This is a genomic window from Bradyrhizobium sp. 956_D2_N1_4, from assembly GCF_052076025.1.
GTDB classification, from domain to species: Bacteria; Pseudomonadota; Alphaproteobacteria; order Rhizobiales; family Xanthobacteraceae; genus Bradyrhizobium; species Bradyrhizobium barranii.
This window is the reverse complement of record NZ_CP197237.1, coordinates 4,448,078-4,465,838: the sequence shown is the minus strand read 5'-3', so window position 1 is coordinate 4,465,838 and position 17,761 is coordinate 4,448,078. Positions and strand designations below refer to the sequence as shown.

Annotated in this window: 19 protein-coding genes; 7 read left to right on the top strand and 12 right to left on the bottom strand. The window is 64.5% G+C overall.

Going from position 1 to position 17,761, the window contains the following annotated elements; all coding sequences use genetic code 11:
- Positions 1-169 precede the first annotated feature (169 nt).
- Together egtD and egtB are read right to left on the bottom strand one after the other, a co-directional pair.
- Complete coding sequence (gene egtD, locus AB7535_RS21255) at positions 170-1,141, bottom strand: L-histidine N(alpha)-methyltransferase (RefSeq protein WP_063982369.1); 972 nt, start codon at positions 1,139-1,141, stop codon at positions 170-172.
- 51 nt (positions 1,142-1,192) lie between these two features.
- On the bottom strand, positions 1,193-2,491 hold the full coding sequence (gene egtB / locus AB7535_RS21250) for an ergothioneine biosynthesis protein EgtB (protein ID WP_085404301.1): 1,299 nt from the start codon (positions 2,489-2,491) through the stop codon (positions 1,193-1,195).
- A gap of 251 nt (positions 2,492-2,742) precedes the next feature.
- On the opposite strand from egtB, the gene grxD reads away from it, so the two are divergent.
- Genes grxD through AB7535_RS21230 form a run of 4 tightly spaced genes read left to right on the top strand, consistent with a single transcriptional unit; the run spans position 2,743 to position 6,221 of the window.
- Entirely contained in the window at positions 2,743-3,069 is a 327-nt protein-coding gene (gene grxD / locus AB7535_RS21245; RefSeq protein ID WP_085404302.1) for a Grx4 family monothiol glutaredoxin, read from the top strand.
- 3 nt (positions 3,070-3,072) lie between these two features.
- Positions 3,073-3,624: an O-acetyl-ADP-ribose deacetylase gene (locus AB7535_RS21240; protein ID WP_085404303.1), complete on the top strand. Its 552-nt coding sequence runs from the start codon at positions 3,073-3,075 to the stop codon at positions 3,622-3,624.
- 46 nt (positions 3,625-3,670) lie between these two features.
- Positions 3,671-4,957: a serine hydrolase domain-containing protein gene (locus AB7535_RS21235; RefSeq protein WP_085404304.1), complete on the top strand. Its 1,287-nt coding sequence runs from the start codon at positions 3,671-3,673 to the stop codon at positions 4,955-4,957.
- A gap of 1 nt (position 4,958) precedes the next feature.
- Positions 4,959-6,221, top strand: coding sequence for a serine hydrolase domain-containing protein (locus AB7535_RS21230; RefSeq protein ID WP_085404305.1), 1,263 nt, complete (start codon positions 4,959-4,961; stop codon positions 6,219-6,221).
- Positions 6,222-6,359: 138 nt separating this feature from the next.
- On the opposite strand, the gene AB7535_RS21225 is transcribed toward AB7535_RS21230, so the two are convergent.
- The 8 genes from AB7535_RS21225 to murI form a co-directional block, all read right to left on the bottom strand.
- Entirely contained in the window at positions 6,360-7,427 is a 1,068-nt protein-coding gene (locus AB7535_RS21225) for a threonine aldolase family protein (protein WP_085404306.1), read from the bottom strand.
- 37 nt (positions 7,428-7,464) lie between these two features.
- The gene (locus AB7535_RS21220; RefSeq protein WP_080669598.1) at positions 7,465-7,749 is read right to left on the bottom strand and encodes a type II toxin-antitoxin system RelE/ParE family toxin; all 285 of its coding nucleotides are present in this window, start codon (positions 7,747-7,749) and stop codon (positions 7,465-7,467) included.
- Entirely contained in the window at positions 7,746-7,973 is a 228-nt protein-coding gene (locus AB7535_RS21215; RefSeq protein ID WP_028147480.1) for a hypothetical protein, read from the bottom strand. The genes AB7535_RS21220 and AB7535_RS21215 overlap by 4 nt, the downstream gene beginning before the upstream one ends.
- Positions 7,974-8,087: 114 nt before the next feature.
- On the bottom strand, positions 8,088-8,705 hold the full coding sequence (gene rpsD, locus AB7535_RS21210; RefSeq protein WP_028147479.1) for a 30S ribosomal protein S4: 618 nt from the start codon (positions 8,703-8,705) through the stop codon (positions 8,088-8,090).
- Positions 8,706-8,905: 200 nt separating this feature from the next.
- Positions 8,906-9,673, bottom strand: a complete 768-nt coding sequence (locus AB7535_RS21205) for an acyltransferase (protein ID WP_085404307.1) — start codon at positions 9,671-9,673, stop codon at positions 8,906-8,908.
- Between the two features lie 106 nt (positions 9,674-9,779).
- Positions 9,780-10,163 (bottom strand): cupin domain-containing protein, encoded by a 384-nt coding sequence (locus AB7535_RS21200; RefSeq protein ID WP_085404308.1) that lies wholly within the window; start codon positions 10,161-10,163, stop codon positions 9,780-9,782.
- A 69-nt stretch (positions 10,164-10,232) separates the two neighbouring features.
- Entirely contained in the window at positions 10,233-11,006 is a 774-nt protein-coding gene (locus AB7535_RS21195) for an HpcH/HpaI aldolase family protein (protein ID WP_085404309.1), read from the bottom strand.
- A gap of 61 nt (positions 11,007-11,067) precedes the next feature.
- The gene (gene murI / locus AB7535_RS21190) at positions 11,068-11,865 is read right to left on the bottom strand and encodes a glutamate racemase (RefSeq protein ID WP_085404310.1); all 798 of its coding nucleotides are present in this window, start codon (positions 11,863-11,865) and stop codon (positions 11,068-11,070) included.
- A gap of 169 nt (positions 11,866-12,034) precedes the next feature.
- On the opposite strand from murI, the gene AB7535_RS21185 reads away from it, so the two are divergent.
- Together AB7535_RS21185 and AB7535_RS21180 are read left to right on the top strand one after the other, a co-directional pair.
- Positions 12,035-12,586 (top strand): cytochrome b, encoded by a 552-nt coding sequence (locus tag AB7535_RS21185; RefSeq protein ID WP_085404311.1) that lies wholly within the window; start codon positions 12,035-12,037, stop codon positions 12,584-12,586.
- A 147-nt stretch (positions 12,587-12,733) separates the two neighbouring features.
- Positions 12,734-13,375 carry a glutathione S-transferase family protein gene (locus tag AB7535_RS21180; protein WP_085404312.1) on the top strand — a complete coding sequence of 214 codons (642 nt, stop codon included), beginning with the start codon at positions 12,734-12,736 and terminating at the stop codon, positions 13,373-13,375.
- A gap of 13 nt (positions 13,376-13,388) precedes the next feature.
- Here AB7535_RS21180 and AB7535_RS21175 read toward each other — a convergent pair whose 3' ends face one another.
- Positions 13,389-14,195, bottom strand: coding sequence for a Crp/Fnr family transcriptional regulator (locus tag AB7535_RS21175; RefSeq protein WP_071912420.1), 807 nt, complete (start codon positions 14,193-14,195; stop codon positions 13,389-13,391).
- 259 nt (positions 14,196-14,454) lie between these two features.
- Complete coding sequence (locus tag AB7535_RS21170) at positions 14,455-15,567, bottom strand: SecDF P1 head subdomain-containing protein (protein WP_085404313.1); 1,113 nt, start codon at positions 15,565-15,567, stop codon at positions 14,455-14,457.
- A gap of 247 nt (positions 15,568-15,814) precedes the next feature.
- Here AB7535_RS21170 and AB7535_RS21165 point away from each other — a divergent pair, with 247 nt between their 5' ends.
- Positions 15,815-17,722: an acyl-CoA synthetase gene (locus AB7535_RS21165; protein WP_085404314.1), complete on the top strand. Its 1,908-nt coding sequence runs from the start codon at positions 15,815-15,817 to the stop codon at positions 17,720-17,722.
- The last annotated feature ends 39 nt before the right edge of the window (positions 17,723-17,761 follow it).

Sequence of the window (17,761 nt, the reverse complement as noted above, 5' to 3'; positions counted from 1 at the left end):
GGTCTGAGCGAGCGCCTCGTCCTTCGAGACGACCGCTGCGCGGTCTCCTCAGGATGAGGCTAATCGGCATAGGCGCCCGCTGAAACTGCTGCCGCGCGCTGGAGCCCGCCGAAGGCGGGCGTCTCGAAGGATGCGCCGCAGGAAAACGCTCTCAGATTCAACGGAGCACTTACTCCGCCGCCTCCAGCGCGTGCACCGAAAACATCTTCGCCGCGTCCGTCCAGCTTTCGCGAACCTGCCAGCCCGCGCCCTGCGCCAGCGCAGCAAAACGCTCGAGGCTGTATTTGTAGCTGTTCTCGGTGTGGATGCTCTCGCCGGGGCGGAACGAGAAGCTGGTGCCGAGCAGGCGCACGGTCTGGCTCTTCTTGCTGATGAGATGCATCTCGATCCGGTGCCGCTCGCGGTTGTAGATCGCGCGATGGGTGAAGGCGGACAGGTCGAAATTGCCGCCGAGCTCGCGGTTGATGCGCACGAGCACATTGAGATTGAAGCGGGCGGTGACGCCGGCGGCATCGTTGTAGGCGTCATGGAGGACGCGCTCTTCCTTCTCGAGGTCGGCGCCGATGATCATCTGCGCGCCCTTGCCCAGGATCTTGCGGGCGCTCTTCAGGAAGGCCTGCGCCTCATGCGGCTCGAAATTTCCGATGGTCGAGCCGGGGAAGAAGCCGACCTTGGGCATCGATGCGACTGCCTTGGGCAACTCGAACGGCGTGGTGAAGTCGGCCGCCACCGGATAGATGCCGAGCGTCGGGAAGTCTCGCTTCAGGCCGTTCGCCTGCGCCTTCAGGAAGTCGCCGGAGATGTCCACGGGCACATAGGCCGCGAACTTGCAGTGATCGAGCAGCAGGCGGACTTTCGTGGTTGCTCCAGCGCCGAACTCGACCAGCGCCGCATGCTGCGGAATGATCTTCGCGATCTCGCTGCCGCGCTCCTTCAGGATCGCAAGCTCGGTGCGCGTCGGGTAATATTCCGGCAGGCGCGTGATCGCCTCGAACAGCTCCGAGCCGGTCGCGTCGTAGAAATATTTCGGCGACAGTTTTTTGGGCTGCTGCGAGAGGTCCTCGATGGCCTCGCGGGCGAAAGCGGTGGTCTGCTCGTCGGGGAGATGGGCTTCGGCCAAAGCGCTGGCGTGCACATTCATGATACTCTCCTGAACGCGCTGTCCGGCGCGTATTTGTCGTCGGATGATTTTTTATTCGTAGTCGGCGAGCCGCAGTCCCGTGAACTGCCAGCGATGGTGCGGATAAAAGAAGTTGCGATAGGTAATACGGCTGTGGCCCTCGGGAGTTGCAAGCGAGGAGCCGCGCAGCACCAGTTGGTTGATCATGAACTTGCCGTTGTACTCCCCGAGCGCGCCTTCGATGGCGCGATAGCCGGGGTAGGGCGAATATGAAGAACGCGTCCACTGCCAGACGATTCCGAAGGCGTCGTTGAGCTGGCCGGCACGCGAAGCAACCTCCCATTCCATCTCGGTCGGCAGATGCTTTCCGGCCCAGCGCGCAAACGCATCGGCCTCGTAATAGCTGACATGGCAGACCGGCGCGTCCGGATCGACCGGCTTGAGGCCGGCGAGCGTCATCATGTGCCACTGGCCGTCGATCTCGCGCCAATGGCCGGGGGCGTCCCAGCCTTCGTTGTTGACGGTGGCAAAGCCGTCCATCAGCCACAGCGTTGCGGTCCGGTAGCCGCCGTCGCGCATGAAGGCGAGCCACTCGGCGTTGGTGACGAGATTGCGTGCGACCCTGACCGGACCGACGAGGGCGCGATGCGCCGGCTTCTCATTGTCGAAATGAAAACTGTCGTCGACGTGACCGACGGTGTGGATACCTTCGTTCAGCGTCAGCCAATCCTCCCCCGCGCGTGTCGAAGCCGGGAAGCGCCAGTCCGGATCATAGGCCGGCGGGATCGGGTTCTGCGCGAAAGCATGCAGGATGTCGGTGACCATCAATTCCTGATGCTGCTGCTCGTGATTGAGCCCGACCTCGACCAGCGGTGCGATCTCGCGAAGCTTGTCCGCGCCGACCTCGCGGAAGAATTCGACGACGGCCGCATCGACATATGTTCGATAGGCGCCGACCTGATCGGCGCTGGGGCGGGTGATGTCGCCGCGGTGATTGCGGGAATGACGCGGGCCGGCGCTGACGTAATAGGAATTGAACAGGAAAGCGAAATCAGGGTGGAAGGGCCGGTAGCCGGGACAGTGCTCGCCGAGCAGGAATTGCTCCCAGAACCAGGTGGTATGGGCCCGATGCCATTTCGTGGGGCTCGCATCCGGCATGGATTGAATCTGCTGGTCTTCAGGCGACAGCGGCGCGGCCCGGCGCTCGGTCTCGTTGCGGACGGCGAGAAACGCCTCTTCCAGCCCCTGGGCGAGGCCGCGCGGGTCGGCCGACGGTGACGAAAGCGGCGGGGTGGCCGTAGCGGAGGCTTGTTTCGTCACGTTTTTCTCCAGACAGGACAAGAGAACGTTGTTGGCGTTGCCCGGTTCCAAAACCTGGGTTCGTCCTAGATAGGGGCTCCGTTACGGTATGAAAGTCCTCCCCGGCGATGATATTCGTGGCATCATGCAATGGGGCCGGCGTGGCCTGGACCCGCCGCCCAGGCGGTGTTCAAGGGGTGTTCGCCGCCATTTTACTTTGGATGCACAACGGTTTGGGCTACATATATGGGCAGGTATCGGGTTAAATCGGCTGAGCCGGCCCGGAGTGATTGTTGAGGGCTCCGCCCCAGAAGGACACGGATATGAGCATCGCGGAATTCATCGCCAACGAAGTCAAGTCGAACGACGTGGTTCTGTTCATGAAGGGAACGCCGCAGTTTCCGCAGTGCGGTTTCTCCGGCCAGGTCGTCCAGATCCTCGACCATATCGGCGTTGGCTATAAGGGCCTCAACGTCCTCGAATCCGCCGAACTGCGCAACGGCATCAAGGACTACTCGAACTGGCCGACCATTCCGCAGCTCTATGTGAAGGGCGAGTTCGTCGGCGGATGCGACATCGTCCGCGAGATGTTCCAGGCCGGCGAACTGCAGCAGCTGCTCTCCGAGAAGGGCGTCGCCGTCGCGGCCTGACACGTGACCCAGCTGACGCGCCGCATCGGCGGCGCCGAGCTTGAGGTCATCGTAGCTGACATCACGACACTCGGCGTTGACGCCATCGTCAACGCCGCAAATTTGTCTCTCCTCGGCGGAGGCGGCGTGGATGGCGCGATCCATCGAGCGGCCGGGCCCGACCTCGTCGCCGAATGTCGGATGCTCCACGGCTGCAAGACGGGCGACGCCAAGATCACCAAGGGCTATCGGCTCAAGGCCGCGCATGTGATCCACACCGTCGGGCCGGTCTGGAACGGCGGCACGCTGGGCGAGGACGATCTGCTCGCCTCCTGCTATCGCCGTTCGATGGAGCTGTGCGGGATGCATAAGCTGACCTCGGTGGCATTTCCGGCGATTTCGACCGGCATTTTCCGCTTTCCCGCCGACCGGGCCGCCGATATCGCCGTCCGCACGGCAATCGAAGGGCTCTCTGCCGCGCCATCGGTCGCCCGCGTCGTGTTCTGCTGCTTCGCCGAGCCGAGCGCCAAACTCCATGCCGAGGCGCTCGCGCGACACGCCAGCCCTTGTGCCTGATGACGTGGTCAGTACACTCCGCTCGGCCACCTTCCGGGGAGGGGATATGAATTCACATTTCGGACTGCGTGCGTTGGTTTGCGGCGCACTGGTGTCGCTGGGCGCGATGTCGCTCGCGCGCGCCGAAGGCACCTACGAGATTCCGGCCGGCGCGCATTTCAATCAGGACAAGCTCGCCAAGGTCAGCGAGTTCTTCAACAACGAGGTCGCGACCGGCAAGATCGCCGGCGCGACCGTGCTGATCAAGCAGCACGGCAAGCCGGTCTACCACGAAGCCTTCGGCGTGCAGGACGTGGTGAGCAAGGCGCCGATCACGGACAAGACCATCTTCCGCCTGTTCTCGATGAGCAAGGCGATCACCTCCGTTGTTGCGGTGCAGTTGATCGAGGACGGCAAGATCAAGCTCGACGATCCCGTCTCGAAATACATTCCGTCCTTCGCCAATGTGAAGGTCGGCGTCGAGAAGAAGGCCGACGACGGCACCAGGTCGCTCGAACTCGTGCCGCTGAGCCGGCCGATGACGGTGAAGGATCTGATGACGCACACGTCTGGCGTCACCTATGGCTTCTACGGCGACAGCCTGGTCCGCAAGGCCTATCGCGACGCCAAGATCTACGACGGCGATTTCGATCTCGCTGAGTTCGCCGAGCGCATCGCAAAACTGCCGCTGCACAACCAGCCGGGCGCGCTGTGGCAATACGGCCATTCCACCGACATTCTGGCGCGAGTCATGGAGGTCGCAACCGGCAAGCCGTTGCTTGAGATCGAGCGGGAGAAGCTGCTCGATCCGCTCGGCATGGTCGACACCGGCTTCTTCGTCACCGCCCCCGAGAAGCAGAAGCTTCTGGCGCAGCCGGTGCCGAATGACGCTGATTTTCGCGTCGGCCGGATCAACGATCCGACGGTTGTCAAAAAAATCCAGTTCGCCAGCGGCGGCATGGTTACGACCATGGCGGACTATGAGCGCTTTGCGCAGATGCTGCTCAATGGCGGCAGCCTCGACGGCAAGACTATCCTCAAGCCCGAGACATTCAAGCTGATGGTGACCGATCAGGTCGGCCCGACCTCGGGGGTCGGTCGCGACTATTTCTATTTCCCCGGCGACGGTTTCGGCTTCGGTCTTGGCCTTGCGGTCCGCACCGATCCCGGCAACGCCAAGCCGCCGCCGCCCGGCGATCTCGGGGAGTTGAAGTGGGACGGCGCCTCCGGTTGCTATTTCGTCATCGATCCCAAGCAGGACATGTTCTTCGTGCTGCTGGAGCAGACCCCGACCGAGCGCCAGCGCGTGCAGCGGACATTGAAGCAGTTGGTTTATGAAGCGATGGAGAAGTGACATGTTCGGGCGCCGCGCGCTGATCGCGGCGCTCGTTCTTTTGTTCGGTGCAGGTGGTGCGCAGGCGGGCTCCGAGGGGCGCGCCCACACTTTCTCGCCAGATGGCCTGGCAAAGGTTTCCGACTACATCCGCAGCGAGATCGTCGCCGGTACGTTTCCGGGCGCGATCCTGCTGCTCCAGCAGCACGGCAAGCCGGTCTATTACGAGAATTTCGGCGTCCGCGATGTCGCCACCGAGATCTCGATGAGCGCGGACACGATCTTCCGGCTCTATTCGATGTCGAAGCCGGTCACGACAGTCATGGCAATGATGCTGGTCGAGCAGGGCAAGCTCTCGCTCGATGATCCCGTCGCAAAATACATTCCGGCCTTTGGCAAGATGAAGGTCGGTGTCGAGACGAAGGCCGAGGACGGCAAGGTTGCGCTGGCGCTGGAGCCGCTCAGTCGCTCCGTGACGATCAAGGATTTGATGCGCCACACTGCCGGGCTGCCCTACGGTTATTATGGCGGGGGCTTGGTGAACAAGCTCTATGCCGACGCCGGTCTCTTCGACAACCAGGCTTTGACCAACGCCGAACTCGTCGCGAAGATCACCACGCTTCCGCTCGCCGAACAGCCCGGCACGAACTGGGACTATGGCCACTCCACGGACGTGCTCGGCCGCATCGTCGAGGTCATATCGGGGAAATCGCTGTTCGAGTTCGAGAAGGAGCGGCTGCTCAATCCGCTCGGGATGATGGACACTGCATACTATGTCGCCGATCCTGCCAAGTGGCCGCGCATCGCCGAGCCGATGCCGCAGGATCGCGCGATCAGTCCGATGACGCAGGTCCGCGATCCCCGGAAACCGCTGAGGTGGGAGTCGGGCGGCGGCGGCCTTGTCGGTACGGTCGGTGACTACGCGCGCTTCTCGCAGATGCTGCTCAACGGCGGCAGCTATGAAGGTCGGCGCTATCTCAAGCCCGAGACCATCGCGCTGATGGCGTCGGATCATATCGGCCCCGCGACGAAGATCGCGCGCGATCAGAATTACTATCCGGGCGGAAGCTCCGGCTTCGGCCTCGGTTTCGCGGTGCGCACCTCGGTGCCATCAGGGACATCGTGGCCGCTTGGCGAATATCGCTGGGACGGCGTCGGCGGCACCTTCTTCTTCATCGATCCCGAAGACGATCTGTTCGGGATCTTCATGGTGCAGACCCCGTCGCAGCGTGGCCGGATTCAGCTGGCGCTGAAGACGCTGATCTATCAGGCGATGGGGCGGTAGCTAGCCGCCTTCGTAGCCCGGATGGAGCCAACGGGTCGGCGCGAAGCGCCGCCCGATGACAGGCTCCGCGCAATCCGGGAAAATCTTTCCGCGAGGCGAGGACCCCGGATTTCGCTGCGCTCCATCCGGGCTACGGACTTACGCCCCGCGCACGATCTCTCTGACGTACCCGATCGTTTCCTCGACCTGGGCCGCATTGACGTCGAGATGGGTGCAGGCGCGGATGCGGCCGTCCATCATCGCGAGCGTCACGCCGCGCTGGCGCAGTGCGGCGACCATCTTGTCGCCGGCAATTCCGGCGCCATCAGGCTTGAAGAACACGAGATTGGTCTCGGGCTCCTGCACCTCGACGCCTGCGATCTGCGACAGCCCGCGGGCGAGCGCGCGCGCATTGGCGTGGTCGTCGGCCAGGCGATCGACGTGATGGTCGAGCGCGTAGATGCAGGCCGCCGCACAGACGCCGGCTTGCCGCATCGAGCCGCCGAGGCGCTGTTTCCACTGCCAGACCGCGTCGATGAAGGCGCGCGAGCCCGCCAGCACGCCGCCGATCGGCGCGCCCAGGCCTTTGGAGAAATCGATCCACGCCGAATCCCACCCCGCCGTCATGTCGCGCGGGGAGATGCCGCTTGCGACGGTGGCGTTGAGCAGGCGCGCACCGTCCATGTGGGTGACGAGGCCGTGCTGCTTGGCGATCGCGACGATCTCGTCGAGCGCTGCCTTCTTCCAGATCGTGCCGCCGCCGATATTGGCGGTCTGCTCGACGCTGACGACGGTCTGCGGCGGCTGGTAGCGCGTCCGCGGATGCAGTGCCTTGCGAAAGGTCTCCGGCGTGAACTGGCCGTCAGGTCCCTTGAGCTGGGTGACCTGGAAGCCGCCGATCGCGGCATGCGCGCCGCCTTCGCGGGCGATGATATGTGCGCTCTCGTGGGCGAGGATCTCGTCGCCGGGACGGCAATGCACCAGCGTCGCGGTGACGTTGCACATCGTGCCTGAGGGCATGTAGACCGCGGCTTCCTTGCCCATCAGCGCGGCAACGCGCTCGCACAGTGCGTTCACGGTCGGATCGTCGCCGACCTGCTCGTCGCCGACCTCCGCCCGCGCCATCGCCTCGCGCATCGCAGCCGTCGGCTTGGTCTGCGTGTCCGAAAGCAGATTGATGCGCACCGGCGGCGCCTTGGGATCGATCGGGGGAGGGGTATAGAGCATCAACTTGCTCCCTGAGGGGAATGGCACTCGCTCGCGGTCAGCGAGCTCTGGGTGGACGCCGGGCGGCGTGACGAAACCGCATAATAACGATTTCTGTCTCGGTCACACGATAATCGATCAGATAGGGATAAGGGTTGACCGGCAAGCGACGGACGTATGCACGCGTAGTCGTTCGCCCTGCGTGGGGGTAGGTCTCTAGCAATGCTATGAGAGCGACAATGCGGCCGCGCACGTGGCCTGCGCCTTGGGGCGAGTGCGCCTCGATGTAGGTCAGAATTTGGTCGATTTGGGCGAGCGCCCGCTTCGTATAGCGGACCTTCACAGGCCGTGCTTAGCCCACATCGCGCGGACTTCGTCGGCGCTGGCCAGCTCGCCGCGGGCGATTTCGGCTTCGGCCTCGGCGAGATCTGCCTCTTCCGCCGCCGTCAGCTGGATTGGTGGCTGATCGACCCCGGCAAGCTCAAGCAGGGTCCGCGCCAGTTCGTCCTGCTCTGAATCGGGCAGGCCGGAAACTTTGCTGAAGGCCTCTTCCAGAAGACGAGTCATGCTCAACTCCGCGATGTGCAATCATAGCACAGATGGCCTGAGACATGGGAATCGCCGGCTCAAACAAAAAGGCCCCGGTGAACCGGGGCCTTTGAATGTCGTTCTGCCGAACTATTAGCGCGAATAGAATTCGACGACCAGATGCGGCTCCATCTGCACCGGGAACGGCACGTCGGAGAGGCCGGGGATGCGCACGTACTTGGCGGTCATCTTGCCGTGGTCGACTTCGAGATAGTCGGGGGTGTCGCGCTCGGGGAGCTGGCTGGCTTCGAGCACGTGGGCGAGCTGCTTGGAGGCTTCCTTGACCTCGATCACGTCGCCGATCTTGAGCTGGTAGCTTGAGATGTTGACCTTGCGGCCGTTCACCTTGATGTGGCCGTGGTTGATGAACTGGCGCGCGGCGAAGATCGTGGAGACGAACTTGGCGCGGTACACGACCGCGTCGAGACGACGCTCCAGGAGACCGATCAGGTTCTCGCCGGTGTCACCCTTGAGGCGGCTCGCCTCGACATAGATGCCGTGGAACTGACGCTCGGAAATGTTGGCGTAGTAGCCCTTCAGCTTCTGCTTGGCGCGCAGCTGCACGCCGAAGTCGGAGAGCTTGCCCTTGCGGCGCTGGCCGTGCTGGCCGGGGCCGTACTCGCGGCGGTTGACGGGGCTCTTCGGGCGGCCCCAGATGTTCTGGCCCATACGGCGATCGAGTTTGTACTTCGCCTCACTGCGCTTAGTCATCGCGTCCTCTTCAGGTACATGGTTTGAGGAAACGCGCCCTCCTGTGTGACGGGCTGGGCCCGGCACTGACAGGTCCGATCCCCAAAGCTTAAGGGAGGAGGACCACGGGTCGCGAAACGCTTCGCGGGCCGAAATCGGCCCGCGAGCAGGCGGCTTTTAGGTGAGTTTGGGCCGTTCTGTCAATGCGAATAGCCCCGAAATCATGTCCGGACCGCCCGGATCGGCTTCGGCCCGGCCGCGCGCAATTCGGCAGCGATTTCAGTGTTCAGGACCTGTTCCAGCCGGGTCAGGACCCGGGCAATGGGGGCGGCGTCGGTGACCCGGTGGTCCCAGCGGATCACGACATGGATGGTCTGGTCGGGCTCGACCACCCCATAGCTGACGATGAACGGGCCCGGCGTGATGGGATGGAGCTCGCCACCGCCATAGGCGGCCACTGAGCTCACGGCAAAACTGCCGAACCAGTTGCCGCGCTGTCGGCCGAAATTCAGGCCGACCGCCCAGCATAGCCGCCGCAGCGGCAGCGGCAGGCGGGTGGCCCGCATGATCTTGCGGAACATCGGGATATCGTCGACCGGGGCCGTCTTGGCACGCCGGATTTCGGCGTCCACCGCGGCCAGCGCCATGGCTTCGGGAGCCGCGATTCGCTGCGGCATCACGCATTCCTCGCCGTCTTGGACCCGGGCGATCGCCACCGACGCCACGCTATTGGGCAGCTCGTAGAGCGACGGCCAGGGCCATTTGGCGTAGACGGTGCGCAGGACCGGCTCGTCCCTGGCGACCAGGGCAAAGGCCTTGACGAACATCGCGGCCCAGCCGGCAGGCGCCATCGCTCCGGCACGCGCCTCCAGCAGGGGGCGGATATTGAGGGGGCGGGAGAGCGAGACGAATGGCACTTCCATCGACGCCCGCATGAGGTCGCAAATCAGGCGGCGCGGCAGCGAAATGGTCTTGGACGTCCCGCGCATGGGTCTTTCGGTTCCTGCGGACTAAAATATGTGCAGCGAGCGGGTGGCCCGCTCGCCGCGTGCTCTAGCACGAACCAACCCGCCTGGCGCCGGTCGGTTCGCCGCATCAGGGCGCCGGCGAGGCTAGCGGCTTGGTTTTGTCGACGATGTAAACCCCGAGTACTTTCATGGCCTTGTCGCCATGAGCCTTGGCGTCGTGCACGACGCCTGCCGGGATCTGGTAGGAATCCCCGGCTTTGAGGGTTTTCTCCGGCTGGCCGTCGATGAGGAGATTCAGCTCGCCTTCGAGCACGTAGCCGGTTTCGACCCCAGGATGGGTATGGCGTCCGGCCGCGCCGCCCGCCGGGACCTCTGCGATGGCGGTGACGGTGTTGTAGCCGTCGGGAAATTCGACCTTCTGCAGTGGGGTCCGCTTGATGCCGGTCTGCTGAGCGAAGGCCGCAACGGCGAGGCTGGTGAAGGCGAGAGCGAGCAAAGTCTTTTTGAGCATGGTTCTTCCTCCCTGGAACCGCCGACCCTAGCAGCGTCGCAGTTCCCGGCAAGGCCGCGATCGGCTCGTTCAGCGCTTGATTCCCTCGAACGCCGCCATGATGCCGCGCTGGAACAGCGACCAGTCGAAACCCAGCGCGATCGCGCGATAACCGCGGTCGACCAGGGCGTTGGCCTGGTCTGCGGTGCGGGCCACGCCGCCGATCGGCACGCCGCTCTTGAGGATACCGGCCTCGGCGCGGGCGACCAGCTGCAGCAATTCCGGATCGTCCATCTGCCCGCGCTTGTTGATGGACGTCGCGAGATCGCCGGGGCCGATCACCGCGACGTCGATGCCCGGCGTCGCCATGATCTCGTCGATGCGATTGACGGCCTCGACATGCTCGATGGTGATCATGCAGATCATCTCGTCGTCGGCGCCGGCCATGTAGTCCGGCATCGACTGGCCCCAGCGGAACGGCGCGTGGAACGGACCCCAGAGACGATCGCCGCGCGGCGGATAGCGCACGCTGCGCACCGCCTTCTCGGCTTCGGCACGATTGGTGATCATCGGGAAGTTGATGCCGAAGGCGCCGATGTCCATCGGCGCTTTCGCAAGCCACGGCTCGTTCGCCGCGATCCGCACCAGCGGCGTGCATGGCGTGCCTGTCGTGGCGGCGATCATCGCATGCGCTTCGGTCAAGCCAATCGGGCCATGCTCGAGGTCGACGATGATCCAGTCGAGCGAGCGCGCCATGATCTGTACGGTCTGCACGCTCGGGATCGTCGCGATTGCGCCGAAGGCGGGGCGCCCTTCGCTCCAGAGCTGGCGGAGACGGTTGAGCGGCGCTGCGGGGACCGACATGGGGATGAACCTGCGAAGATGGCGACGGCGAAACCTAGCAGCGCGCCGTCGAGGCGCAAGGTCAGGCCAGTGCGCGTCCGCCGAAGAACGGCGTCAGCGTGGCCGAAAGCCCATGCACGCGGTTCGAGGTGAAGATCATCTCGGCGCCGGACTGCGCGATGCCGCCGATTTGCGTGCCGAGCAGGTCGGAGACGCGGCGGGCGATGGCCGGCGCGGGGTCGATCCATTCGACCGGCCAGGGCGCGAGCGTCTTCATCCGGTCGAGCAGCAGCGGATAGTGCGTGCAGGCGAGCACCACGGTGTCGGTGCGCGATGTCGCGTCCGCGGGATCACCGACGAAGCAGGGGGCGAGTTCGGCGAGGATGTCGCCGTCGCTGATCGGATGGCCCCTGAGCGCGGCTTCTGCCAGCGAGGCGAGCTCGGGCGAGCCGACCAATGTCACCTCGCAACCCAGCGCGAAATCGCGGATCAGCGCCTTGGTGTATTCGCGCTTCACCGTGCCCTTGGTGCCGAGCACCGAGACGCGGCGGCTCTTCGACTGCGCGCAGGCGGGCTTGATCGCCGGCACGGTGCCGACGAAGGGCAGGGAATAAGCGGCGCGCAAGTGAGATAGGACCAGGGTGGACGCCGTGTTGCAGGCGATGACGACGAGGTCAGGATCGTGGGTGCCAATCAGTTCGCCCATCAGCGGCACGACGCGGGCGATGATCTCGTCCTCGCTGTGGTGGCCATAGGGGAAGAAGGCATCGTCGGCGACATAGACGAAATGCGCGTCCGGGCGCGCAGCCACGACCTCGCGGAGCACCGTGAGTCCGCCAAGGCCAGAATCGAACACCAGGATCGTCGGGGAATAGGTCACGTCGCTACCTTAAGGGCACCATGGTTACCATTCGGTTTTTGGGGCGGTTTTGCGGCGGGGCCGTTTGGGATCAATTTGGAACGATTCAATTTCACGGTTACCGCAAGTTCCCGCTATCAGCATTTGCGCTGCGGACGGGGACATATCCGCAAAACTCCGGAGAGCCGACATGATCAGAAATACCAGTAGCGGCTGGGGCAGCGTTTCCCGGTGGCTGCACTGGATTTTGGCGCTGGCCATCCTCGCCATGATCGGCTTCGGCTGGTGGATGAACCACATCCCGGCGCGTCCCGACCGCTTCTTCTACCGCTCGATCCACGCCGATATCGGCTATGTGATCCTGCTGCTGACCGTGCTGCGCCTGGTCTGGCGCGCCGTCAACCCGACGCCGGCGATGCCGCCTGAAACCTCGCGCTGGCAGAAGATCGCGGCCCATGTCAGCCACGGCGCGCTCTATCTCGTGGTCATCCTGGTCGCGATGCTGGGCTGGGCGCATTCCGGCGCGCGTACGCCTGATTATTCCGACTTCTTCGGCCTGTTTCACGTGCCGCAATTCACCTCTCCCGACCGTGCGGCGGCGGGCGCCTATGAGGATCGCCACATCCTCTTTGCCTATGTGCTGCTGGCGCTGATCGCGATTCACGTGGTCGCTGCCCTCTGGCACCACTTCATCCGCCGCGACCGCGTCGTGGCGCGGATGGTGGCGGACGAGGCGGGGTAGGGCGGTCCCTCCACGTCGTCATTGCGAGCGCAGCGAAGCAATCCAGAGTCTTTCCGCGGTGGCAGTCTGGATTGCTTCGCTGCGCTCGCAATGACGGGTTAAGATGCGGCGTCACGGCAGGTCTAACTCACGGTCGCAGGAGACGCCATGCTCACCGTCCACCATCTCGGCAAGTCGCAATCTGAGCGCATCGTCTGGCTCTGCGAGGAACTGGGAATTCCCTACGAACTGAAGCGCTACGTGCGCGATTCCGTCACCATGCTGGCGCCGCCCGACTACAAGGCGCTGCATCCGATCGGGAGTGCGCCCGTGATCACCGACGGCGATCTCGTGCTCGCCGAGTCCGGCGCCATCGTGGATTACATCATGGCCAAATACGGCGATGGGCGCCTTGCGCTCCGCCCTGATCATCCTGATTTTGCGCAGTTCCTGTACTGGTTTCACTTCGCCAACGGTACGCTGCAGGCCGGCATGGGCCGGCTGATGATCCTGAACCGGCTCAAGCTCGCCGAGGACAATCCGATGCTGGCCGCGAGCAGAGGGCGTACCGACCGCGCCTTCGACCTGGTCGATGCGCGCGTCCGCGACGCCGAATATCTGGCGGGCGACACCTTCACCACCGCCGACATCATGATGGGCTTCTCGCTCACCACGATGCGCTACTTCCAGCCCTATGACCTGTCGCGCTGCCCGAATGTGATTAAATATCTCGGCCGCGTCGGTGCCCGCCCGGCCTACCGGCGCGCGATGGAGAAGGGCGATCCGGGAATGGCGCTGCTGCTGAGCTGAGCCGCGGCGCCGTTCACGCGATCCGGTTCGTGGTCGTTGACCGCTCGCTCGCCAGCTGCTTCTGCAAGCGGTCGATGTTTTGCAGCAAGCGCTGGCTGGTCAGCACCAGGAAGTAATAGCCGAACTGCGGGTCCTGAAAATAGATCTCGAGCAAGCGGTCATAGGTGATCGTCAGCACCTGTCCGTCCTCGACGCATTCGATCGTTCCGGTGCGCCGGTTGTCCGGCGTGAGGAACCCGAGCTCTCCCATGAGAGCTCCGGGCCCGATCTCCACATTGATCTCCTTGACCAGGAACTTGCCGGTGACCGTGAGGAGCATCTCCTTGGCCGGATCGCCCAGTTTGAAGAGCGTATCGCCACTGCGATATCTGCGCTCGGTCATGAACGGCTTGAGCCACTCGATCGACATGTCGCCTTCGGCCGCATGGCGCGCCTTCTTGACCAGCTTGAGCATCTGCCGCAGGCGCAGGGCGTTGATCGGAAGCAGCAACAGATAGAGGAGGAAGGTCGAGACGTTGGCCGAGAGCGCGCCGAAAACGGCGAAGAATGCACAGCCGACCATGTTGGCGACGCGCAGCGGCACCATCGTCCGCATCAGGAGGGTGGCGACGAAGAAGCCGGCGCCGACCGCGGCGAACAGATTGGCCAGCGTAATGTTTTGGACAAAGATCTCCAGCAACCGGTTGAAGATCGCGTCGTAGGTGACGTTGTTGGGATCGAGGCCCATCTGGACCAGGATCTTTGCGATCCTGAGGTTGTCCGTCGCCGCATCCAGAATGCGGTCGAGGATCGAGGAAATGTCTGCGCTGCCGGACGGCATGTACTAACCCCGCGTAAGGCCTTCAGTCCTGGTCGGTATGCTCGACACGTATAGCCGAAATCGAATGACGACCGCTTGAAATGAAGCCTTCGGCCGCCATGCCGCAAGAGGCAAATTTTAGCCTGATCGGGCGTTTCGGCAATTGCCCGTTGGTTGTGCGCATGGCCGTGGCGCGCCCGTGATTCGGGGCCCCGGGGGCGCGGGCTTTGGCGTCATGGACCGTGGCGCCCGACGGGGCGGGGCGCAGGGCGACCGGCCCTTACGGCTTGGCGGCGGGCTGCACGACCTGCTGCTCGACGAGGTCGAGGTGCCCCGGCAGCGAACCGGCGCGCAGCAGCATCGCGACGCTATTGGCTTCCTCCAGGGTGAAATTGCCGGAGATCTGGCCCGAGCCGCCGGTGATGGGCTCGCGGATCACGGGGGCGGAGATCACCTTTCCGTCGAGCACGATGGCGAAGGGCCTTCCGATGTTCTCTTCGGTGACGTGGGCAAAGCGTCGCGTGCCGCGGCCGTTGAAGCGGAACGAGGCGATCGGGTCTTTCGTGCCGCTGGCAAATCCCGGGCCGGCATAGCTGATGTCGTCGCCGTCGAGTGCGCTGTCCCTGGCGACCAGGTAATGGCGCTCGTCCTTGAAGCCGGGCAGGACTTCGGTGCCCGTGGGCGGCGTGCCGAATTGCGCCTGCTCCGCGGGCATCGAGACGTCGATCAGGCGGAAGCTGACCTTGACCTTCCTGGCGAAGACCGCGGTCACGCGGGCGGGCTCCATCATGCCCGGGATGAAAATGCGGATGCGATCCGTGCCATCCGGCAGGACGCTGGCGAGGTTGATGCCGGCATCCTTGAGGCGCTGCTCGATCATGGCGATGGAATCTTCGACGAGATCGCGCAGCCGGGCCGCGGATGCGGCATCGGTCGGCGCGAGCCTGACCAGTCCGTCGCCGCTATCGGTCACCTTGAGCGCATGCGATGGCAATCCCTCCGCGGCCGACGCGAGCTTGCGTGCGAGCTGTTCGCGGCCCTTGGCATCCGCGATCTTCACATCGACGCCGGCGTCGCGGATCGCAAGACCGGCAAAGGCGATCTTGCCCTCGCGCAGGGTCTTGTAGACATCGTCGCGCAAATCCGTGACGACGCTCTCGCGCAAGCCGTCGGTATCGACCTTGTAGACGATGCGCGAGCCGCCCAGCTTCTCCATCTTGTCGGCGACGAAGGCGGCGATCCTGGCACGCATCCTGTCGAACTGGCCGTCCTCGGCGCGCGCCGCGCGCGGCAGGACGATCGCCGAAGTCATGATCGCTGAAGTCATGATCGCCGAGGTCACGGCGAGCGCGACAATCAGCCGTGTGACGCGGTCCCGCGGGGGCGTGGTCATGATTTCCTCAAGTCTTGCGGCAGGACGCTGGCAGGGGAGTCCGATGCATGTTCTTGGTCCCCCGATCGGGCGGGGAGGTTCAATGGCCTCGAAGACGAGTGCTACGGCCGTAGCCGTTCGGCCATGGACGAACGCTCAATCATCCATCATTCTGTCCGCGTTCGACCGGCCATCGGCCGAGGCCTCGCCGACCAAAATGTCAAAAGACAGGGGGCGGGGAAATGCATCTGAGGGAGGACGGAATTCCATGGCGGGCATCCACGCGCTCGATCGGTTCATCGGCAACGACTATCCGGACTTCGCGACGGACGCAGAGGTCCGGGCGTTCGAGCAGGTCGCCTACGCCGATCGCGTCGCGGCCGAAAGCACCTATGACGCCATCAGGCTCGGTGCGGCGCGCAACCCCGACGGTGCGGCGATCCAGTTCCTGCAAAACGCCGATCCGGCCGATACGCCTGTGATGGTCACCTATCGCGATTTCGTCGCGCGCGTCACGCAGGCGGCCAACATGTTTCACGCGCTCGGCGTCGAGAAGGGCGACGTCGTCAGCTTCATGCTGCCGCTGGTGCCCGACGCCTTCGTGACGCTGTTCGGCGCCGAGGCCGCGTGCATCGCCAATCCCGTCAATCCGCTGCTCGAGCCGCACCAGATCGCGGAGATCCTTGAGGCCGCGAACACCAAGGTTCTGGTTGCGCTCGGGCCGATGCCGGGCACCGACATCTGGCAGAAGGTCGAGCAGATCCGCCCGCAGCTGAAACATCTCAAGGCGGTCGTGCAGGTGTTCGGCGGAGGCAATCCGGACAAGGGCATCTTCGCCTTCAACGACCTGATCAAGCAGCAGCCGTCCGACCGGCTTATCAGCGGGCGCAAGATTCCGGGTGGCGACATCGCGGCCTATTTCCACACCGGCGGCACCACCGGCACGCCGAAGCTCGTGCGGCACACCCACGCCAATCAGGTCTATCAGGCCTGGGCGCTCAATCTGCTGCTGAAGTCGAAGCCCGGCGCCAACATGCTGTTCGGCATGCCGCTATTCCATGTCGGAGGATCGCTGACGCAGGTGCTGCTGACGCTGTCCGCCGGCGGCTCATTGGTCGTGCTGTCGCCGAGCGGCTGGCGCAACCCGAATTCGGTGAAGAACATCTGGGGGCTGGTGGAGCGCTTCAAGCCCGAGGCGCTGTCGAGCGTGCCGACGGTGCTGGCGGCCACGCTTGCGGTGCCGCCAGGCAATGCGGACATCTCCAGCCTGAAATATGCCGCCGGCGGCGGCTCGGCGATTCCCGTCGCCGTCGGCTCGGCGATCCAGGAGAAGCTGAAGCTGCCGGTGGTCGAGGTCTACGGCATGACCGAGACCTCGAGCGTGCACACGCTTGCTTATCCCAGCCGGCCGATCCGGCTCGGCTCGGTCGGCCTTCCCATGCCTTACGCGCGCGTGCGCATCGTGCAGCTCGATGCCGACGGCCGCCTGATCCGCGACTGCGCGGCCGACGAGATTGGCGTCGTCATCATGGCCGGGCCCGGCGTGTTCGGCGGCTATCTCAACGACGAGCACAACAAGGGCGCGTTCGTCGACGATGTCTGGGTCAACTCCGGCGACCTCGGACGTCTCGATGCCGACGGCTACCTCTGGATCACCGGCCGCGCCAAGGATCTCGTGATCCGCGGCGGCCACAATATCGATCCGGCGCCGATCGAAGAGATCATGTTTCGCCATCCCGCCGTCGGCTTCGCCGCCGTGGTTGGCCAGCCCGACGCTTATGCGGGCGAGCTGCCGGTCGGTTATGTGCAGCTGAAGCCGGGCGCCAAGGTCGAGCCGGGCGAGCTGGAAGCCTGGGTGCGCGAACGCACGCCGGAGCGCGCGGCCGTTCCGGTGCAGGTCATTCCGATCGATCCGATGCCGGTGACCGGCGTGGGCAAGGTGTTCAAGCCACAGCTGCGCTGGGATGCCGCGCAGCGCGTGTTCGCCAAGGTGCTGTCGCCGCTCACTGAGCGCGGCATCGACTGCAAGGTGAAGGTCGGCGCGCATGGCAGCCACGGCTCGATCGCCACTGTGACGCTCGCGGGCCTGCCGGCAGACCAGCGCGAACTCGTCGCTGGCGAGGTGCACACGCTGCTCGATCCGTTCGTGATGCGGCACGAGGTGGTGCAGGCGTAGGTAAGGGCACGCGAGGCTTGCGCGCCTCGCCGCGAGCGC

What these genes read in the sequence shown, in the direction of transcription:
- egtD (WP_063982369.1), bottom strand. Translation starts at nt 1,141, where the DNA reads ATGAATGTGCACGCCAGCGCTTTGGCCGAAGCCCATCTCCCCGACGAG.
- grxD (WP_085404302.1), top strand. Translation starts at nt 2,743, where the DNA reads ATGAGCATCGCGGAATTCATCGCCAACGAAGTCAAGTCGAACGACGTG.
- AB7535_RS21235 (WP_085404304.1), top strand. Translation starts at nt 3,671, where the DNA reads ATGAATTCACATTTCGGACTGCGTGCGTTGGTTTGCGGCGCACTGGTG.
- AB7535_RS21230 (WP_085404305.1), top strand. Translation starts at nt 4,959, where the DNA reads ATGTTCGGGCGCCGCGCGCTGATCGCGGCGCTCGTTCTTTTGTTCGGT.
- AB7535_RS21225 (WP_085404306.1), bottom strand. Translation starts at nt 7,427, where the DNA reads ATGCTCTATACCCCTCCCCCGATCGATCCCAAGGCGCCGCCGGTGCGC.
- AB7535_RS21215 (WP_028147480.1), bottom strand. Translation starts at nt 7,973, where the DNA reads ATGACTCGTCTTCTGGAAGAGGCCTTCAGCAAAGTTTCCGGCCTGCCC.
- rpsD (WP_028147479.1), bottom strand. Translation starts at nt 8,705, where the DNA reads ATGACTAAGCGCAGTGAGGCGAAGTACAAACTCGATCGCCGTATGGGC.
- AB7535_RS21205 (WP_085404307.1), bottom strand. Translation starts at nt 9,673, where the DNA reads ATGCGCGGGACGTCCAAGACCATTTCGCTGCCGCGCCGCCTGATTTGC.
- AB7535_RS21200 (WP_085404308.1), bottom strand. Translation starts at nt 10,163, where the DNA reads ATGCTCAAAAAGACTTTGCTCGCTCTCGCCTTCACCAGCCTCGCCGTT.
- AB7535_RS21195 (WP_085404309.1), bottom strand. Translation starts at nt 11,006, where the DNA reads ATGTCGGTCCCCGCAGCGCCGCTCAACCGTCTCCGCCAGCTCTGGAGC.
- AB7535_RS21185 (WP_085404311.1), top strand. Translation starts at nt 12,035, where the DNA reads ATGATCAGAAATACCAGTAGCGGCTGGGGCAGCGTTTCCCGGTGGCTG.
- AB7535_RS21180 (WP_085404312.1), top strand. Translation starts at nt 12,734, where the DNA reads ATGCTCACCGTCCACCATCTCGGCAAGTCGCAATCTGAGCGCATCGTC.
- AB7535_RS21175 (WP_071912420.1), bottom strand. Translation starts at nt 14,195, where the DNA reads ATGCCGTCCGGCAGCGCAGACATTTCCTCGATCCTCGACCGCATTCTG.
- AB7535_RS21170 (WP_085404313.1), bottom strand. Translation starts at nt 15,567, where the DNA reads ATGACCACGCCCCCGCGGGACCGCGTCACACGGCTGATTGTCGCGCTC.
- AB7535_RS21165 (WP_085404314.1), top strand. Translation starts at nt 15,815, where the DNA reads ATGGCGGGCATCCACGCGCTCGATCGGTTCATCGGCAACGACTATCCG.